A 17,718-nucleotide genomic window follows, 5' to 3' on the forward strand; every position below is an offset into this window, starting at 1 on the left:
TTTTTGTTTTCAAAGGATCTCATGAATCGTTACGTCTTTATCATGCTCAGCTCTATTTCTGTACTTTTTGTATTAGGCCTTGTTATGGTCTTTAATACATCCTCTGCACAAATTCTAGATCGTTTCTCAGACCGCAGTCTTTATTATGCATTGATACGGCAAATCCTCTATGCAGCTGTAAGCGCAATAGGCGTGATTGCTATTTGGTCGGTGGGATATCGATCTCTTTTGTCATTGAGTCCATTGCTGCTTTTTTTAGGGGTTATAGGTTTAATCCTGGTTTTGGTATTTGGACCTAAACTCAATGGAGCTCGTCGTTGGATTAGTCTGTTTGGGAATTCTTTACAGCCTTCAGAATTTGTTAAATATGTAATCCCTTTATATTATATCTATGCGGTCACTAAGCAAAAAAACTCTTTGGATTGGGTACAGTTTTTACGCTTGCTAGGTATTATTTGTATTCCTTTAGGCTTAATTCTAATTGAGCCCGATAATGGGACAGTATTCATTATCCTCTCTGCTTTAATTATTTTATTCATCTTAAGTCAGGTTAAGTGGGTGTATTGGGCTCTACCTTTAATGATTATTTGCTGTATAGGCGCTGTAGTTGCTTCACAAATGCCTCATGTATCGGATCGATTAAAGATTTATTTACATCCAGAATATGATCTGAAAGGCAAGGGACATCAGCCTTATCAAGCAAGAATTGCAGCGGGCTCTGGTAGGTTATTTGGCAGAGGAATAGGTGAGAGTTTGCAAAAACTAGAGTATCTTCCAGAGGCTAGATGTGATTATATTGCAGCCATTTTTGCAGAAGAGTGTGGTTTTATCGGGATGAGTATTCTCATTTTTCTGTATACTATGGTAGCCTTTTGTGGTTTTGCCATTGCATTGCAAGTAAAGGAAATCGGTGGGTTTTATCTTGTAGCAAGTTTTACCTTTCTGATTTGTTTTCAAGCTTTTTTAAACTTAGGTATAGTTTCAGGGTTATTACCTAGCAAGGGCACAAATCTTCCTTTTTTTAGCCAAGGAGGATCTTCTTTAATTGCAAATATGCTCGCACTAACCGTTATTGTTAAAGTGGCAGAAGAAGCTAAACAACAACTAAAAAATGATGATTAAAAAAAAAGTGATAATCGCTGCAGGAGGAACAGGCGGACACCTCTTGCCTGCACAAGAGATTGCTAAAAAGCTGCAAGAAAAAGAGATAGAAGTTCTATTTGTTGGATCTGGATTAAAAGAAAATGTGTATTTTGATAGAAAGAGTTTTAACTTTTATGAGGTTTTGGCCAAAACACCTTTTCAGAAAGGGTTAACTAGGCGTTTAGGGGCGCTATATGCTTTGCTCAAAGCAGTCGCCAGAAGCTGTTTTTTTCTGAAAAGTTTTAAACCAGATCTTATCATCGGTTTTGGCAGTTTTCATGCCTTTCCTATTTTATGCGCAGCAAAATTGCAAAAAAAACCTTTCATGTTATTTGAATCGAATACAGTAGCAGGAAAGGTGACCAGGTTTTTTTCTTCTTTTGCTACCCATACCGCAATTCATCTACCTCTGGCAAAGAAAATCAAGGGTAATCTAATAGAAGTGAGTTGGCCTTTAAGGGCAAAAGAGCCTAACTTATCGCAAGCAAAGGCAAGAGAACAACTTCAGTTAGAGCCTAATCGTTTTACTCTATTGATTTTTGGAGGCTCTCAAGGAGCATCTGCCATTAATCATGCAGTTTTGAGTATTTGTGAACAATTGCTTGCTAAAGAGATGCCTTTTCAGATCATACATTTAGTGGGTAGATCAACATCTGTTGAAGTAGAACAATTCTGTAAAAGACATAATATCCCCGCATTTATTAAAACCTTTGAGAAAAATATGAGTCGAGTCTTCTATGCTGCGGATTTAGCTCTTTGTCGATCAGGCGCTGCTACAATAGCTGAAATCATTCACTACCAAATGCCTGCAATACTTATTCCTTATCCTTATGCAACAGAGCAGCACCAAAGAGAAAATGCTCTGTTTCTGCAGCGTTTATCTGCAGCTTATGTAATTGAAGAAGGAAGCGATATGCAAAGATTAATCCTAGAGTTTTTAAGTGCATTTACTAAAAACCCAGAAGTAGGAGAGCAAATGCGTGTTTCTCTGCAAAATCTTAAAAGTGAAAAAAAGGAAATGAGCGATCTTATTATAGAGGCTCTGAATGTATAACAAACACTATTATTTCATTGGTATTGGTGGGGTTGGAATGAGCGGTTTAGCATTAATTGCTCTAGAAAAAGGCGCAATGGTTAGCGGAAGCGATGTCATGCATTCTTGCACTACAAACAGATTACAAGAAAAAGGGGCTAAGATCTTTATTGGACATAAAAAAGAACAGATTCCTTTAGATGCCCTTGTTATTTACAGCAGTGCTATTTCTCCTGATAATCCAGAGCTTATGTTTGCAAAGTCGCATAAGCTTAACATTTTGCATAGGTCTGATTTACTCGCCTTATTTATGCAATCTCAAAAAGCTCTATTAGTATCAGGAACTCATGGGAAGACAACAAGCTCTTCTCTTCTGACTCATGTTTTGCTTGAAAAAGGGATGCAGCCAAGTTTTGCGCTAGGTGGATTTATTTATGGTTCAAATACTAATGCAGGCTATGGAGAAGGGCCTTATTTTGTTGCGGAAGCAGATGAGAGTGATGGATCTTTTTTAAAATATACTCCTTTTGGAGCAATTATCACAAATATCAATCATGACCATCTTGATTACTGGCAGACCATGAATGGATTGGTTGAGGGATTCAAACGGTTTATTGATTCTATCACCTCTTTAGAACATTTTTTTTGGCATGGGGATAATCTATGGTTATCAGAGATGGTAGCTAAAGGGTATAGCTATGGGTTTGATAAAAAAAATGCGCTATTTATAGAAAGCCATCGTCAGGATAAATGGAAAAATATATTTACTATTTGTTTTGAAAATAAACATTATCCAGAGATAGAAGTACCAATAATAGGCAGGCATAATATACTCAATGCATCTGCAGTGTTTGGTCTTTGTCTTAAATTAGGGATAGAAGAAGAGAAAATCCGTAGCGCTTTTATCAACTTTAAAGGGATAAATCGGCGTTTAGAGTATAAAGGAGCCGTAAAAGGAGTCATTTTTTATGATGATTATGCTCATCACCCTACGGAAATCCTTACCACTTTGAGAGCCATAAAAAATGCAATGGGATCTAAAAGGGTTGTTTTGGCTTTTCAACCACATCGTTATTCGCGTACCTTAGCCTGCTTAGACGAATTTGGGGCTGCTTTTGAGGCTGCTGATATAGTGGTTATTACAGACATTTACGCAGCTGGAGAAGCTCCTATTAAAGAGATTGATGAGGGGCGTTTATTACATGAAATTAACAGAGAAGCTAGGCGTCCTGCTTATCATTTTTCCCGCAGTCAATTATCTTGTCAGCTTGTAAAAATTCTTAAAGCAGGGGACTGTCTAATAACTATGGGGGCTGGAGATATCAACAACCTATCTTATGATATTATGGAAAATCTTTAGATGATGTCTCGATTAAAACTCTCTAGACGTTTACCTCTTTCTTATGCAATTGGTTGGATTATTGTTTCTACGCTTTTATGTACAGGAGGGTCTTTTGCTTATCTAAAACAGTATTTAAAAAAAAAATACCAGAAAGCTTTTAGCTATGATAATCAAATCCACTCCATTATCCAAACAGGTCCACAAAAAGAAGCTTTAAAAACAGAGTATCTAGCGGAAATTTTGCAGATTTCTCGAGATGTTCCAACCAGTGTGGTTTTTTTTAATGAAGAGGTAGCTAAACAGCGTTTGCTTTCTTCTCCTTTAATCAATCAGGCAGATGTAAAAGTATTAAAGCCCGCTGCTCTTTACATAGATTATACGATTCGTCAACCAGTTGCATGGGTTGAGGACTACGAAAATGTGGTGATGGATAAAGCAGGTTATCCTTTTCCTTTTTATCCTTTTCTTTCCCCTAAAAACCTGCCGTATATCTACTTTGGGCTGTCTTCTTTTGGCAAAAGATCTACGGACTCTGATAAACCTGTTGTGAGATGGAAAGAAGCCATGACAGGGGCTTATGTAAATCTGGCTTTTTCTTTGCTTCAACTGATCCATGAATTGGGTTTATCCCATGTGGTGCGTATTGATCTTTCTCAGGCATTTGCTTCTAGTTGTGGTAAGAGAGAGATTGTTCTAACAGTGGATAATGTCATTGTACAATGGCAAAATGGACTAGAACAACAAATTGTTTTTCCTCATCTTCTTCGCTTAGGTACAAAGAATTATAAAGAACAACTTATTAATTATTTGAATTTAAAAGAGGGATTAATTGAGCAAGAAAAAAAGAGCGCAACCTTACAGATAAATCAGCCCTTTTTACGATTAAGAGAAAAGGTAATCGATCTGCGTCTATCAAAATTAGCTTTTGTACAAAGTGCGTCTTAAATCTCAGAACGATTACAGCTAGCGCTGTTTTGGTTCGTCTTCTGATTCAAGACGCAAGAAGGTTTAATTTGAGCTATACTCTTTAATGAGTTCTCTTTGCAAGATTTCAATTTTTTTTTATCTCTTTAAAAGATATTTCCCTTTTATTTTTTAGTGATATCTTATTGAAGCTCAATTAATATGTTAGCTAAGAATGTGTTTAACCAGATTTTTTCAAATAGTACCATTAGGATAATTTAAAATTATGAAAGAATTTATTGCTTATATTATTAAAAACATAGTTGACTCTCCTGAAGAGGTAAATGTTCAAGTAATTGATAATCAGAAAGAAACAACTGTTGAAGTAAGAGTGTCTGCTAATGATGTGGCTAAAGTGGTAGGTAGGCAAGGGCGTACTATTCGTTCCTTAAGGATCATTGTTGGCGCAATTGGTGCGCGTTTTAATTGCCGAGTGAGAGTAGAGGTGCTTTAATTGACTTTAGAATTCAGACGATTCTTTTGCATGCTTCCAAAAAAAAAGAGGTATGTTAACTTAAAAGAGTCACAATATGAGTTACAAAGAGAGTAGATGTGGGTACTGCAGGTATTTGTGAAGATAAAGAACTACAGCTTTTATTAACGCAGCTCCCCTTAGAACAAACCCATAAATTAATTCCGAGGTCTCAAAAGAAAAAAGTAATCATCATTGCAGGGCCTACAGGAGTGGGTAAAACCGCACTGTCTTTATTAATTGCTAAGGCAATTGGCGGCGAGATTATTTCAGCTGATTCTATGCAAGTTTATCGAGGGATGGACATTGGTACTGCTAAGGCTAGTTTGGAAGAGAGAAGCGAAGTTGTTCACCATTTGATTGATAGCCGATGTTTAGATGAAACATTTAATGTGGTAGAATTTTATAAGGAAGCAAATTTAGCAATTAAAGAGATTTTGGATCGGGGAGCTGTTCCCATTATAGTCGGTGGGACCGGTTTCTACATCCATTCTTTAATCTATGGTCCCCCTAGCGGACCTGCGTCTAAACCGGACTTGCGAGCAAAAATAGAAACAGAGATGAATGCGCTAGGTACAGAAGCGCTTTATGAACGTTTAAAAACATTGGATCCAGATTATGCGATGACTGTTACATCGAAAGATAGACAAAAAATTGTGCGTGCTTTAGAGATTATTTCTGTAACTAGAAATAAGGTATCAGCCCTGCTACCAGTTATTTCAGAATTATCAGAGATATATGATTTTCGCTGTTGGTTTTTATATATGCCAAAAGAGATTTTATATCCTAGAATTGAAAAAAGATGCGATGAAATGCTAGAAAAGGGCTTTATTGAAGAGGTAAAGCAACTAGAATTGCAAGGGTTAAGCAAAAACCAAACCGCTTCCCAAGCAATTGGTTATCGTCAATGTTTAAGCTATTTACTATCACCTAAAACACAAGAAGATTTACAACAATTTATTACACGTTTTAAACAAGCTTCAAGAAGATATGCTAAAAGACAATTTACCTGGTTTCGTAAGGAGCCCTTATTTCGCTGGTTGAACCTTAACAAAGTTTCAATAGAAATAGCGGCTGAAATAATCATTAGAGATTATGAACAAAGCTTTTAAATTTTTTGCTTTTTTTATATACAAAAAAAAATACTATATAAGCTATTTTGTTATTTTTTGCAAAATAAATTTGTTAATGATAGGTTCATCCTTCACCAAAAAACTAAGATGATTTAGTATTTTTCTGTTTATAACTTTAAAACCAATTTTTTCTGAAACAGAACACAACCATCAGTACAATGAATTCAGATCACGATATGAAAGGCGAATCCGGAAAGAACTTCAGCAATGACGGTATTGCTGAACTTACTGCGAAGCAGAAACAAAGCGAAAAAGATAATTCTCAAGAAGACGTGTCTGATGCTTACCCAAGCGATATGAAGGAAAAAAATAGTACCCATTCATTAATGGAGTTTCTTGAGCAATTTCAGAGCGTTGCAAATAGCGAAAAAAAAATCCGATTAAGTTTGGAATTTTTGCGTCAAGCCCTATCTCAAGGAAATGCTCCTCGTTTTAAGGATTTCTGGGAAGTTAGAAAACTTTGTCTTTCTTTATTCAAAGAAGATATGCCTATTTTAATTCGAGCTGATTTATGGAATTCTTATATTGAACTTGTCTCAGAGGCAAAGCAATTAAAGGAAATTGTAGATCAGCAGTCAGCATTTGCAGTTGAACAAATTGAATTAGCCATTCAAGCACTAGAAAAAGATGTAGCAGACATGAATGTAGTGCTTGAGCTAATTGCAGATGTTGTGCTTCCTGAAGAATGTTTTTCCCTTCAAAAAAATAGGGAATTTTATGCGATTATTCAACGCGAATTGCAATTATTAAATGCATTAGCTGTAAAAGTTAACTCTTTGCGTAAAGAGCTTCTTAAGACAGAAATGCGCATTCGAATAAAAAATAAATTGCTAGAGAGGCTTTCTTTATGTGGAAATCAGATTTTTCCTAGACGTAAAGAACTAATCAAGCAAATTTCTGAGAAATTTAGTCAAGATGTAGAGTATTTTGTGTATTCTCAATTTCGTGAAGGGGAGATGAAACAACTCCCAGGGTATGTTTTAAGAGAAGAAATTAAATATTTGCAGCAAATTGCTAAAGTTTTGACGCTAAATACCCATGTTTTTACCGAAACGCGTGTTAAGTTAAGCACTTGTTGGGATGAGATCAAAAATTATGAGAAAGAAAGAAAAAAAGAAACTCAAGAGAAAAAGCTACTTTTTAAGCAAGGATTTGATCTAGTAGCAGAAAAGATCCAAATATTTGCAGCTTCTATTCATGAAGAGACACCACTTCAAGAATGCGATCAACAAATGACAGAAATTTTAGCCTTTATGAGGACTGTATTATTGGGACGAGAAGAGGTACAGATACTCAAAGAACAATTATACAATGTAAAAAAGCCTATTTTAGAAAAAGCGCGTGAAGCAGAAAAAATGCATATGCAAAAACTGCAGGAAAAAGAGCAAGAAAAGAAAGATCGCTTAGAAAAACTTAGCTCTGATTTGAAGAGTTTAATACAGCAAGCCAGTGAGCTAAGTCTTGAACAATTAACCTTACAGAATAAGGCTTTAGAAAAAACTTTCGAAGAGTTTCAATTCAAACAGTCTGAAAAGCAAATGTTAGAGAGGCTTTTTAAGAGAGTTAAAGACCTAATCAATGACAATAAAGAAAAAACTTTGATGCTGTTATCAGAAGATGATCAAAAAGCACTTGAACAATTACAGATTGTTCTTTTTGAAAAGAAAAATAGGCGTAAGGAATTAAAAGAACAACTAGAGCAGTATCGTAAACTATTAGGGGGTTCTGGCCTTGACTTTGAAAAAACAATCATGTACAGAGATCTAATGGAAACCGATAAAAGTGTTTTAGAAAAAATCAATAGTTCGATTGTTGATATAAAGAAAAAAATAAAACAGATAGCGGAGATGGAGATTTGATAGAAGTCGATGCTTAATCTAAGTAAGAACTGGGTGCATTTAAGCGTATTTGATTTAGATTACACTTTAACAACTTGTAATTGTAGCTTAGCTTTTTGTCGCTATTTAATTAGACAAAATATGTTAAACTATGGTCATTTATTTTATGCTGTTTATTCTTATTTTCGTTACTACATACTGGAAAAAAATTTGCTTGAGTTACATCGAGCAATTTTTTTTCAGACGTTATCTGGTCGTCAATTATCCCTACTAGAGCAAGCAGCTGATCTATTTGTTGAAGAATATTTTAATCAGTTGCTTTATTTACCCTCGGTTGCTCATTTGAAACTGGCTCAACATTTAGGACATTATACTCTTCTCTTATCAAACTCTCCTGATTTTTTAGTAAAAAAGTTCGCTTTAAAGTTAGGGTTTCATGCCTGGAAAGCAACCGACTATGCAATTGATGCTGAAGGAAAACTATCCGCTGTTGGATTTGTTCTAGCAGGTAAGCAAAAAGCCTTTTACATGTTAGAAATGGCGCAAAAACTCTGTGTTGATCATAAGAATATCACAGCTTACTCAGATAGTCATTTAGACTTACCTTTTTTAGAAGCTGCAGGAACAGCAATTGGAGTCAATCCCGATCGGGTGCTTAAGAAGATCGCTGATAAAAATGGATGGGCTATTCTTTGAAAAAGCAAAAAATTGGTTTATTTGGTGGCAGCTTTGATCCTTTTCATTTCGGCCATTTAAATCTGGTAGTTAATTTGCTAGAACATGCTCATCTAGACCAAATTTTAATTTGTCCTGCCAAAAGCACTGCTTTTAAAACCCCTCATACATCTATAGAACACCGCGTTCAGATGCTGCAATTGGTCATTGAGGAGATTCCCTCATTTACTTTGCTAGACTGGGAAATTCAAATGCAGAAACCTTATACAATAGATACGGTCAAAAGATTAAAAAAAAATGAGGAAATAGATCTCTTCCTTTTGTTAGGGGAAGATCTTTTACCCAGCTTACACCTTTGGCATCAAGTAGAAGAGCTTTTAAATCTTGCCAAGCCTCTAGTAGCCTCGCGATTTACCACCTCTCAACCCATCGATCTTAAGGTGTCTTCTCAAGCAAAGATCAAGCTGGAAAAGGGTTTTGTAAAAATTCCTTTAATAGAAATTAGCGGTAAAACGATACGCCAGCGTTTGCAGCAAAAAAAAATTTGTAAACACCTTGTACCATCAAAGATACTAGACTATATTCAATTAAATCACTTATACTCTTAAGGCCATGAACACTCAAGAAATTCCCCCCTATCTTAATCAAATTGCTCAGATTATTTTTGATAAAAAGGGCAGCAATATTTTAGCGCTTGATATAAGAGGCATTAGCTCGCTTGCTGACTTTGTCATTATTGCAGAAGGCAATGTAGATAAACATGTAAGTGCTATTGCAAGCACTATCGTTGATGAGCTAAAGAAAACAGGCCTTAAGCCCTCTTATATAGAAGGTCTGCAGAATGGCGATTGGGCCGTTATCGATTACTTAGATACCATGGTTCATATTTTTGAACCAGGTTTAAGGGAGAGATACCGTTTAGAAGATTTATGGAACAAGGGCTGTATTATAGATTTAAAAATCAATATTGAATCAGATAAGCAGGCCTAAATTTTTTTTTACCTATCTTTTTAGCATATCGCTATTAACAGAAAACCACCTCTTGTTTCTCAAGTTGCAAAAATTAGCCCGTTTTGTATATCCTAACTGCTTATTTTATAGGGAGCTTTTTATGGCGAAAAAACGGGTTGTTGTTACAGGAATGGGCCTTGCATCTTGTTTTGGCACAGATGTAGAGACATTTTATCAACAGCTTCTAGCGGGAAAGAGCGGAGTTGTTCCTATTGAAGAATTTCCTTGTCAAGATTACCCCACTAGATTTGCTGCTAGCATTCGCAATTTTGAAGTGGGTGAGTATTTAGACAAAAAACAAGCAAGACGGGTTGATCCTTTTATTCGCTATGCAATTGTAGCGGGAAAAAAGGCTCTACAACAAGCACAGCTCCTAACACCTGAGTTATTATCGAAGCTGAATAAACAACGTTGCGGTGTGGTCGTAGGCTCTGGTATGGGCGGAATGCATATGTTTTATAACGGCACCCAAACTCTTATAAAAGAAGGTTTTAAACGTCTTACTCCTTTTTTTGTTCCTTTCATTATTACCAACATGGCTGGTGCTTTATTGGGAATTGAATTGGGTTTTATGGGACCTAATTACTCCATTTCTACAGCTTGTGCCACAGCTAACTATTCTATTCATGCGGCAGCAGAGCATATTTTTCGTGGAGAAGCGGATCTTATGTTATGTGGAGGAACCGAAGCTCCCATTAATCAAATTGGAGTAGGAGGATTTATTGCTTGTCATGCTTTATCAAAATACAATGAAGATCCTCAAAAAGCCTCTAGGCCTTGGGATAAGAAAAGGGATGGATTTGTTGTTGGAGAAGGAGCGGGTGTTCTAGTTTTAGAAAGCCTAGAACATGCTTTAGCAAGAAATGCGCCTATTTTGTGTGAATACCTAGGTGGCGCGATTAATTGTGATGCCTTTCATATGACATCTCCTCGGGAAGATGGATGGGGGGTTCAGCTATGTATGGAGCAGGCAATTAAAAATTCTGGTATACCAAAAGAGCAGATTAACTATATCAATGCACATGCAACTTCTACGCAAGTAGGGGATCTATGCGAGATACGGGGGATTAAACAAACTTTTGGGCCACATGCTGCAAATATTAAAATAAATGCTACTAAATCAATGATTGGACATTGTCTTGGTGCAGCAGGAGGGATTGAAGCGGTAGCTCTAATTGAGCAAATGCGTCAAGGAACGCTACATCCTACAATTAATTTAGAAGAACCAGAAGAGGAAATACAAGGTTTAGATATTGTTGTAAAACCCACGCCCCATAAAGTAACTGCAGCGCTTAGCAATTCTTTTGGTTTTGGTGGACATAATTCCAGTTTAGTCTTTGCTCCCTATTAAACGATGATAACCTCTTTTGGAATTATCCCTTTTCGCAAATTAAAAGGGAAATGGCAAGTACTGTTGATTCAGCACCTAAATGGACAACATTGGGGCTTTCCAAAAGGAAGAGCTGAAAAAGCAGAAACAGCTCAAGAAGCCGCTATTCGTGAATTAAAAGAAGAGACGGGTTTAAGTATTGAGCAATTCCTTTCTCTAGAGCCTTTTACAGAAAGCTATTATGATCAAGAAAAGCCCAAGACCGTTAGTTATTTTTCAGCTTTTGTAATAGGGACCGTGAAATGTCAGCCAGATGAGATTCTGCAAGCAAAATGGTTTGATTTAGATGAAGCGATGAAGCAGATTTCCTTTCCAGAATCAAAAAATGTTTTTAAAAAAGCAAGGAAGCATCTTGATGGCTATATTACATAAATTGGTTTCATGGATTAAAAAACCTGAGAAAGAGAGCATTCAGGTATTTGTGCGTCATTGTCACTATTCAGAAATAAGTGCGCATAAAGAAAGATATCGCACTTATACTAAAGAGCTTTGCTTAGCTAATTTACTGGGCACAATCGATGATCCTAAGATAGAAATAACTTTTCTGCTCGATGCTTTTCACGTTTCTGAAACCCCACATTTTATTCATGAACAAAAAAGATTTCCTGTGGTTGAAATGCAAGGAGGAACTGAAACAGCCTCCTTCTTATGGATGCTCGATTATGTAGCTTCACAAAAGTTTTCCGATCAGACGATTATCTATTTTTTAGAAGATGATTATATCCACCTTCCCCATTGGTGTAAGGTATTGCGAGAATCTTTTACTCTACCAGGAGTTGACTATGTCACTCTATATGATCATAAAGATAAATATTTCCTACCTGAATATCAGAACCTATCTGCAAAAATTTTTCATACCAACACCTGTCATTGGCGCACTACCCCCTCTACTACTAATACCTATGCCATGAGGTATAAAACCTTAATCAGAGACATAGAGGTTCATAGGAATTTCTCTTTGAATCGAAGCATTAGCGATGATCATGGTAAATTTCTTAAACTAAATGAGCAGGGGTCTGTTTTAATTTCAGCTATACCTGGATGGGCAACTCACGCTGAACCTAAATACGCTTCTCCCTGCACTGATTGGGAACAGGTTTTATCAGACATACTAAAAAGTCACAGGAGATCTCGATGAATACAATGAGCATACAGCTTAAAACCAAAACTTATGCACAAGAAGCACTTATTATATTGGGAATGAGTTTCCTTATAGCATTAGCTGCACCTATTTCTATCCCTCTTCCTTTTACCCCTGTGCCAATTGTATTGCAGAATACTCTGATTCTATCGCTTTCTGTACTACTTGGAGCTAAAAGAACAGTGCTTGCTGTAATAGGATTTTTATTGCAAGGAGCTTTAGGACTTCCTGTATTTGCAACTTATGTAGGAGGCTTTTCTCATTTACTAGGCTCTAATGCCGGATACCTCTTAGGCTATATAATAGCTGCAGGAGTAATGGGTTTTTTGAGTCGCTCTGCTTCTAAACTTCAGCTTTTTTGGGTCCTATCGATAGGAGATGGAATTATCTATTTATTTGGGGCTATTTGGCTTGCAGCTTTTATAGGATGGGCACAAGCTATAACCTTAGGGGTTCTTCCTTTCCTATGCGGAGATACTCTTAAGCGTTTGCTAGCGGTTAAATGTATTCATTTTTTCCGTAAATAAGTGACTGATTTTTTTAGAGGCCTTATTGGCGGCTGTAAGTTTGGAAAAATGGACTGTCCCTGCTTTAAAAGCATGGGGGATTTTTTGGGTAAGCTTCCTTACTTTATCTCTTGTTCGCATAAGAGAAGAGCTCACTTCTCTATGGTAACCATTTGGTTTAGAAGGGCCTTTAGGTCCTATTTTCATATCAACTCCGGATTTTAAGTGTGTAATCTTTACTTAACTTAATTTAGGAGTTTTTTTAAATGATTTTTTTTAATGAGATATAAAAGGTTTGAAAAGATCTTTAAGATCTCTGCAGACATGCTCTAATGAGTATGTATTTTTAGATAAATGTGTAGGAGCTTCAGTAGCTTCATCAAATATTTTTTTTAAAGATCTAAGTAAAGAAGAAGTAGAAACTTTAAAAGTGGAATTATTCGACTGTTGTTGAGAAGATGGTTTATTGATTTTCATATAGCTATATTTTAATTATATACAAATTTTAAACTAAGTTAATTTTATTTTTTTTATTGTGTATTTTGCCAATAAAGTTGATTGTTTTTCACTTCTTTTATTAATATTACTGATTTTAAAACAAAGCAAGTGTATTTTTTTTAATTTATGCTCTTAGGCTCAAGGAGATTTTATGAAGCGGAATAAACCAACTACTTGGTTATTAAATGGTTTTTGTTGGATTACTCGCAAATTGCTCTCCTTACGCTATCGTATTGAGGTCTGTGGCTGGGAAAGCATCAAAAATCATTCTTTTAAAAAACCAGGTGGGATTTTATTTTTACCTAATCACCCCGCTGAAATAGACCCTGTGATTATCGAGAGCCTTCTATGGCCTTTATTCCAGCCCAGGCCCCTTGTAGTTGAGCATTTTTATTATCTTAAAGGATTTCGTTGGTTTATGGATCTAGTTAAGGCGATCCCTTTGCCGACAATGGATGCATTGGCTAGTAAGTGGCGCGGGAAAAAAGTAGATCAATGTATGCAAGAAATTGTTAAAGGTCTTAAAGAGAAAAATCATTTCATGATTTATCCTTCTGGTCGTTTAAAAATCTCCGGTTTTGAAATCATTGGTGGAGCTTCTTTTGTGCATCGTTTACTACAACTCTGCCCTGAGCTTAATATAGTGTTAGTGCGAACAACAGGGCTTTGGGGGAGTCAATTCTCTCGCGCAATAACCGGAATATCTCCTAATTTTGGCCAAATCTTAAGAAGATGCGCTAAGCTTTTATGTAAAAGTGGATTTTTCTTTATGCCTAAGCGCAAGGTAAAAGTAGAATTTTCTCTGCCTCCTTTAGATTTTCCTTGGGATACAACACGTGTAGATTTTAATAAGTATTTAGAAGAATGGTATAATCGCTATCCTGAACCAGGAGCAGAAGTATTAACGCTTGTCTCTTACTCTCAATGGGGTAAAAAAATCCCGGAAATTATTCAACAGCAAAGTCCTGTTGGGCTAATTGCAAACCAGATAGTGACCTCTGATGTGCAAAAAACGATTTTTGCCCATTTGAGCAAGCTATCTGGATATCCAGAAGGGCGGATCAAAAGGGAAATGGATCTATCTCGAGATCTAGGTCTTGATTCATTGGATATCGCAGGCTTATGTGTATTTTTGGAGGAGCAATATGCGGTTGTCGGAGTAAATCCAGAAAAATTGCAAGTTGTTGAAGATCTTTTACAAAGTGCTTCTGGTCCTGAAAAAGAAAAAGATAAAAGTAACGTATTGCCATCATTGCCAGTAGCTTGGATAGAAAAGAAAAAACGTCCAAGCATAAAGATTCCGGAAGGGGAAACGATGGGACAAGTTTTATTGCGCAGCTTTGATAGAATGTCTTCCTCGGTTGCTTGCGCTGATCATATAGCAGGAGTATTCTCCTATTCTAAGTTTAAACGCTCTGCCTTAGCACTTGAGTCATACTTTCGTTCTCTTCCAGGAAAATATATAGGCGTTCTTTTGCCCTCTTCTGCTGCTGCATATCTTGTGATCTCTGCAATTTGGCTATCTAATAAGATCCCTGTTATGTTGAATTGGACAATGGGTACTCGTTCTTTAGATCATGCAGTGGATCTTGTTAAGCTGCAATTTGTGATTACCTCGCATCGTTTTTTAGATCGTTTAAATGAAGTGGATTTTGGTAAATTAGAAGAAAATCGAATGCTCTTTTTAGAGGATATTAAAAAAAAGATAGGAATTACAACTAAATTAAAGGCGGCAATTGGTTCTTTGTTATCTAGTGAATTTTTAGTTGGCTACCTTGGTTTAGATAAAGTCAAAAAAGATCAGGATGCAGTCATCTTATTTACTAGTGGAACAGAGGCGTTCCCAAAGGCAGTTGGTCTATCGCATGAGAATTTGCTCACTAATCAAAGAGATTGTATTGCTCTTGATGTTATAGAATTTGGATCTTGTCTTTATGCAGTACTGCCCCCTTTTCACTCTATGGGATTTTCTCTTACAGGAATGATGCCGCTTTTAGCTGGAATTAAAACCTGTTATGCTCCTGATCCAACAGATAGTTATGGGATGGCACAAGATATAGCGTATTGGAAGCCCACGATATTTTGCTGCTCGCCAAGCTTTATTCAAGGGCTTTTTCGAGTGGCAAAGCCAAAGGAGTTGGATTCTTTGCGTTTTATTTTATCAGGAGCAGAAAAAGCTCCTGAGGAACTGTTTACTTATGTAAAGCGTTTCTTACCAAAAGCTCAGGTTGTTGAAGGGTATGGAGCCACAGAATGTAGCCCTTTAGTTACAAGCAATCTGCCTAGAAAAGGTAGAAATGGGGTTGGTTTTCCTTTGAATCATACAGAGATTTGTATTTTGGATGTAAAAACAAAGGAACCTAAACCATTAGGCCAAGAGGGGGAAATCTATATTTCAGGTCTAAATGTGTTTAAAGGATATCTTGATTCTAGCTCTAATCCTTTTATTGTTTTTCAAGAAAAAAAATGGTATGGTTCAGGGGATTTAGGCTATATTAATCCTGAAGGAGCACTTATTTTATCTGGTAGATTAAAAAGGGTGATTAAAATTGGCGGTGAAATGATTGGCTTAGATGGCATAGAAGAAGAGCTGATAGAAGTAGCGCATCGTAAGCAATGGTTAACAGGGGAAAAAGAGGGGGCTGGTTTAGCAATTAGTATGCGTGAGATAGAAGCAGAAAAACCCCAGTTGATTCTGTTCACTACCTTTTCTGTTTCTAAAGAGGAAATTAACGCTATTTTGAAAGAAGAAGGATTTGGAAAAATTGTAAAGGTCTCTGAAGTGCGCATGATTTCGCAAATACCTTTAACGGGCACTGGAAAAAAGAATTACCGCTTATTAGATGAATTGAGTAAAAGAAACAATGATGCATTTAAAGATCTATAATACAGAGAGTAGAAAGAAAGAAGAGGTTTTGCCTTTAGATGGTAAAACAATCCACATGTATACATGCGGTCCCACTATTTACAACTACGCACATATTGGAAACTTTCGTACCTATATTGCAGAAGATCTGCTGCGTAGAAGCTTGAGGCTTTTAGGATATCAGATCATCCAAGCCATGAATATCACTGATATTGACGATAAGACGATTAAAGCAGCAATCGCGCAAAAGGTATCTTTGCATGAATACACAAGACCTTACGAAGAGGCTTTTTTCGAGGATCTTCATTCTCTGAATATAGAGCCTGTCGAATATTATCCTCGAGCTACAGAGTATATAGAAGAAATGATTTTGATTATTCAGAAGTTGCTTGAGTTAAAAATAGCTTATCAAGGAGTAGATAAAAGCATTTATTTTTCCATTGCCCAGTTTCCTTCCTATGGGCGTCTTTCACACCTTTGCCTAGATCAGTTAGAAGCTGGTGCTTCTAATCGGATGTCAGAAGATGAATATGAGAAAGAAAATATAGCTGATTTTGCTTTATGGAAAGCCTATGATCCAGAAAAAGAGCAGGGGATTTATTGGGATAGTCCGTTTGGTCCTGGGCGTCCAGGATGGCATATAGAATGCTCTGCGATGGCTATGAAATTATTGGGCTCTAGTATAGACATCCATGCTGGAGGAGTAGACAATATGTTTCCTCATCATGAAAATGAGATTGCTCAATCAGAGGCCTTTTCTTGTTCAAAGTTTGTCAAATACTGGGTACATATAGAGCATCTTTTAATCGATCATAAGAAAATGTCAAAAAGCTTGGGCAACTTCTATACCTTGCGAGATCTTATTGCAAAAGGATATGAGGGGCGTTATATTCGTTATCTCTTAATACAAACCCATTATCGTACCCAGCTTAATTTTACTTTTAGAGCCCTAGAGGCAGCGCGTGCTTCTTTGCAGAGAATAGATGATTTCATTGTAAGACTGAAGACATTGGCAATGGATCTAGAAATAGACTCTACTACAGACATTTTGAAGACAGCAGAAGAGATGTTTTATGCCCATCTTGCAGATGATTTAAATATTTCTGCAGCGCTAGCTGCTCTATTTGAATTGATTCGTCAAGTCAACACTCTTTGTGATGAAAAAAAAGTCTCTTTAAGTGAAGCAAAAAAAATATTCACCTTCCTACAAAAGATCGATACGGTACTAGGGTGTATATTTGTAGAAGAAGAATCCATACCAGATGATTTGCAAGAAGCTCTGCGTTTAAGACAACATGCACGCAGAGAGAAAAACTGGAAATTAGCCGACAGCTACCGTGATAAAATCCAGACACGAGGGTACTGTATAGAAGATAGTCCTCAGGGCCCACGTTTAAAAAAAATGAGAACCATATGACACAAAAAGCCATGACAAAAGATGAGATCTTTGTGCTTAAACTCTATGAATTAGCCATGCAATCAGGAACCCCTTATGGGCAAATTGACTGCTTAGAGATAGCCAAAGCCATTGGGCAAAATACTAAAGGAGCACAAGTTATCGCACGTGATTTAGCTCAAGCTAATTTTATTAAGAAAGCAGAGGTAAATAAAGTTTACCTCACCGATCATGGCTTAAAGCTTGTCAGTCAGATTGTGGAGCAGCAACAAAAAAGCTAAAAAAGCCAAGCTAAAAAAGCTTGGCTCCTT

General features: G+C 36.6%; 19 protein-coding genes. 17 read left to right on the top strand and 2 right to left on the bottom strand.

The window, feature by feature from the left end:
* The first annotated feature begins 21 nt into the window (after nt 1-21).
* The 14 genes from RHTP_RS08000 (at nt 22) to RHTP_RS08065 (ending at nt 12,668) form a co-directional block, all read left to right on the top strand.
* Nucleotides 22-1,122 (top strand): FtsW/RodA/SpoVE family cell cycle protein, encoded by a 1,101-nt coding sequence (locus tag RHTP_RS08000; protein WP_138107598.1) that lies wholly within the window; start codon nt 22-24, stop codon nt 1,120-1,122.
* Nucleotides 1,112-2,197 (top strand): undecaprenyldiphospho-muramoylpentapeptide beta-N-acetylglucosaminyltransferase, encoded by a 1,086-nt coding sequence (gene murG / locus RHTP_RS08005; RefSeq protein ID WP_138107599.1) that lies wholly within the window; start codon nt 1,112-1,114, stop codon nt 2,195-2,197. The genes RHTP_RS08000 and murG overlap by 11 nt, the downstream gene beginning before the upstream one ends.
* Nucleotides 2,190-3,536, top strand: a complete 1,347-nt coding sequence (murC, locus tag RHTP_RS08010; protein WP_138107600.1) for a UDP-N-acetylmuramate--L-alanine ligase — start codon at nt 2,190-2,192, stop codon at nt 3,534-3,536. Before murG ends, murC begins: the two co-directional genes overlap by 8 nt.
* 3 nt (nt 3,537-3,539) lie before the next feature.
* Complete coding sequence (locus RHTP_RS08015; protein WP_171005787.1) at nt 3,540-4,463, top strand: cell division protein FtsQ/DivIB; 924 nt, start codon at nt 3,540-3,542, stop codon at nt 4,461-4,463.
* Between the two features lie 244 nt (nt 4,464-4,707).
* The gene (locus tag RHTP_RS08020; protein ID WP_138107602.1) at nt 4,708-4,935 is read left to right on the top strand and encodes a KH domain-containing protein; all 228 of its coding nucleotides are present in this window, start codon (nt 4,708-4,710) and stop codon (nt 4,933-4,935) included.
* Nucleotides 4,936-5,033: 98 nt separating this feature from the next.
* A complete protein-coding gene (miaA, locus tag RHTP_RS08025) occupies nt 5,034-6,065 on the top strand; it encodes a tRNA (adenosine(37)-N6)-dimethylallyltransferase MiaA (protein WP_138107603.1) in 1,032 nt (343 codons plus the stop codon).
* 197 nt (nt 6,066-6,262) lie between these two features.
* Nucleotides 6,263-7,945, top strand: coding sequence for a hypothetical protein (locus tag RHTP_RS08030; protein WP_138107604.1), 1,683 nt, complete (start codon nt 6,263-6,265; stop codon nt 7,943-7,945).
* 9 nt (nt 7,946-7,954) lie between these two features.
* Nucleotides 7,955-8,620, top strand: coding sequence for an HAD family hydrolase (locus RHTP_RS08035; RefSeq protein WP_138107605.1), 666 nt, complete (start codon nt 7,955-7,957; stop codon nt 8,618-8,620).
* Nucleotides 8,617-9,207 carry a nicotinate (nicotinamide) nucleotide adenylyltransferase gene (gene nadD, locus RHTP_RS08040; protein ID WP_171005788.1) on the top strand — a complete coding sequence of 197 codons (591 nt, stop codon included), beginning with the start codon at nt 8,617-8,619 and terminating at the stop codon, nt 9,205-9,207. The genes RHTP_RS08035 and nadD overlap by 4 nt, the downstream gene beginning before the upstream one ends.
* Before the next feature lie 4 nt (nt 9,208-9,211).
* On the top strand, nt 9,212-9,589 hold the full coding sequence (gene rsfS, locus RHTP_RS08045; protein ID WP_138107607.1) for a ribosome silencing factor: 378 nt from the start codon (nt 9,212-9,214) through the stop codon (nt 9,587-9,589).
* 121 nt (nt 9,590-9,710) lie between these two features.
* Nucleotides 9,711-10,961: a beta-ketoacyl-ACP synthase II gene (gene fabF, locus RHTP_RS08050; RefSeq protein WP_138107608.1), complete on the top strand. Its 1,251-nt coding sequence runs from the start codon at nt 9,711-9,713 to the stop codon at nt 10,959-10,961.
* 3 nt (nt 10,962-10,964) lie between these two features.
* A complete protein-coding gene (locus RHTP_RS08055) occupies nt 10,965-11,372 on the top strand; it encodes a bis(5'-nucleosyl)-tetraphosphatase (protein WP_138107609.1) in 408 nt (135 codons plus the stop codon).
* The gene (locus RHTP_RS08060) at nt 11,356-12,138 is read left to right on the top strand and encodes a hypothetical protein (protein ID WP_138107610.1); all 783 of its coding nucleotides are present in this window, start codon (nt 11,356-11,358) and stop codon (nt 12,136-12,138) included. The genes RHTP_RS08055 and RHTP_RS08060 overlap by 17 nt, the downstream gene beginning before the upstream one ends.
* Nucleotides 12,135-12,668, top strand: coding sequence for a biotin transporter BioY (locus RHTP_RS08065; protein WP_138107611.1), 534 nt, complete (start codon nt 12,135-12,137; stop codon nt 12,666-12,668). Before RHTP_RS08060 ends, RHTP_RS08065 begins: the two co-directional genes overlap by 4 nt.
* Here RHTP_RS08065 and RHTP_RS08070 read toward each other — a convergent pair.
* Together RHTP_RS08070 and RHTP_RS08075 are read right to left on the bottom strand one after the other, a co-directional pair.
* Complete coding sequence (locus RHTP_RS08070; protein ID WP_138107612.1) at nt 12,633-12,854, bottom strand: hypothetical protein; 222 nt, start codon at nt 12,852-12,854, stop codon at nt 12,633-12,635. The two genes, RHTP_RS08065 and RHTP_RS08070, sit on opposite strands and share 36 nt — an antisense overlap.
* 69 nt (nt 12,855-12,923) lie before the next feature.
* Complete coding sequence (locus RHTP_RS08075) at nt 12,924-13,124, bottom strand: hypothetical protein (RefSeq protein WP_138107613.1); 201 nt, start codon at nt 13,122-13,124, stop codon at nt 12,924-12,926.
* Between the two features lie 172 nt (nt 13,125-13,296).
* Here RHTP_RS08075 and RHTP_RS08080 point away from each other — a divergent pair, with 172 nt between their 5' ends.
* Genes RHTP_RS08080 through RHTP_RS08090 form a run of 3 tightly spaced genes read left to right on the top strand, consistent with a single transcriptional unit; the run spans nt 13,297 to nt 17,688 of the window.
* The gene (locus RHTP_RS08080; RefSeq protein WP_138107614.1) at nt 13,297-16,032 is read left to right on the top strand and encodes an AMP-binding protein; all 2,736 of its coding nucleotides are present in this window, start codon (nt 13,297-13,299) and stop codon (nt 16,030-16,032) included.
* Nucleotides 16,013-17,428, top strand: a complete 1,416-nt coding sequence (cysS, locus tag RHTP_RS08085; RefSeq protein ID WP_138107656.1) for a cysteine--tRNA ligase — start codon at nt 16,013-16,015, stop codon at nt 17,426-17,428. The genes RHTP_RS08080 and cysS overlap by 20 nt, the downstream gene beginning before the upstream one ends.
* Complete coding sequence (locus RHTP_RS08090; RefSeq protein WP_138107615.1) at nt 17,425-17,688, top strand: hypothetical protein; 264 nt, start codon at nt 17,425-17,427, stop codon at nt 17,686-17,688. The genes cysS and RHTP_RS08090 overlap by 4 nt, the downstream gene beginning before the upstream one ends.
* The last annotated feature ends 30 nt before the right edge of the window (nt 17,689-17,718 follow it).

The organism is Candidatus Rhabdochlamydia sp. T3358 (genome assembly GCF_901000775.1).
Lineage (GTDB): Bacteria > Chlamydiota > Chlamydiia > Chlamydiales > Rhabdochlamydiaceae > Rhabdochlamydia.

Bases quoted from the DNA above. Each gene is read 5' to 3' on its own strand.
- RHTP_RS08000 (WP_138107598.1), top strand. From the start codon at position 22: ATGAATCGTTACGTCTTTATCATGCTCAGCTCTATTTCTGTACTTTTT.
- murG (WP_138107599.1), top strand. From the start codon at position 1,112: ATGATGATTAAAAAAAAAGTGATAATCGCTGCAGGAGGAACAGGCGGA.
- murC (WP_138107600.1), top strand. From the start codon at position 2,190: ATGTATAACAAACACTATTATTTCATTGGTATTGGTGGGGTTGGAATG.
- RHTP_RS08015 (WP_171005787.1), top strand. From the start codon at position 3,540: ATGTCTCGATTAAAACTCTCTAGACGTTTACCTCTTTCTTATGCAATT.
- RHTP_RS08020 (WP_138107602.1), top strand. From the start codon at position 4,708: ATGAAAGAATTTATTGCTTATATTATTAAAAACATAGTTGACTCTCCT.
- RHTP_RS08030 (WP_138107604.1), top strand. From the start codon at position 6,263: ATGAAAGGCGAATCCGGAAAGAACTTCAGCAATGACGGTATTGCTGAA.
- RHTP_RS08035 (WP_138107605.1), top strand. From the start codon at position 7,955: ATGCTTAATCTAAGTAAGAACTGGGTGCATTTAAGCGTATTTGATTTA.
- rsfS (WP_138107607.1), top strand. From the start codon at position 9,212: ATGAACACTCAAGAAATTCCCCCCTATCTTAATCAAATTGCTCAGATT.
- fabF (WP_138107608.1), top strand. From the start codon at position 9,711: ATGGCGAAAAAACGGGTTGTTGTTACAGGAATGGGCCTTGCATCTTGT.
- RHTP_RS08055 (WP_138107609.1), top strand. From the start codon at position 10,965: ATGATAACCTCTTTTGGAATTATCCCTTTTCGCAAATTAAAAGGGAAA.
- RHTP_RS08060 (WP_138107610.1), top strand. From the start codon at position 11,356: ATGGCTATATTACATAAATTGGTTTCATGGATTAAAAAACCTGAGAAA.
- RHTP_RS08065 (WP_138107611.1), top strand. From the start codon at position 12,135: ATGAATACAATGAGCATACAGCTTAAAACCAAAACTTATGCACAAGAA.
- RHTP_RS08070 (WP_138107612.1), bottom strand. From the start codon at position 12,854: ATGAAAATAGGACCTAAAGGCCCTTCTAAACCAAATGGTTACCATAGA.
- RHTP_RS08075 (WP_138107613.1), bottom strand. From the start codon at position 13,124: ATGAAAATCAATAAACCATCTTCTCAACAACAGTCGAATAATTCCACT.
- RHTP_RS08080 (WP_138107614.1), top strand. From the start codon at position 13,297: ATGAAGCGGAATAAACCAACTACTTGGTTATTAAATGGTTTTTGTTGG.
- cysS (WP_138107656.1), top strand. From the start codon at position 16,013: ATGCATTTAAAGATCTATAATACAGAGAGTAGAAAGAAAGAAGAGGTT.
- RHTP_RS08090 (WP_138107615.1), top strand. From the start codon at position 17,425: ATGACACAAAAAGCCATGACAAAAGATGAGATCTTTGTGCTTAAACTC.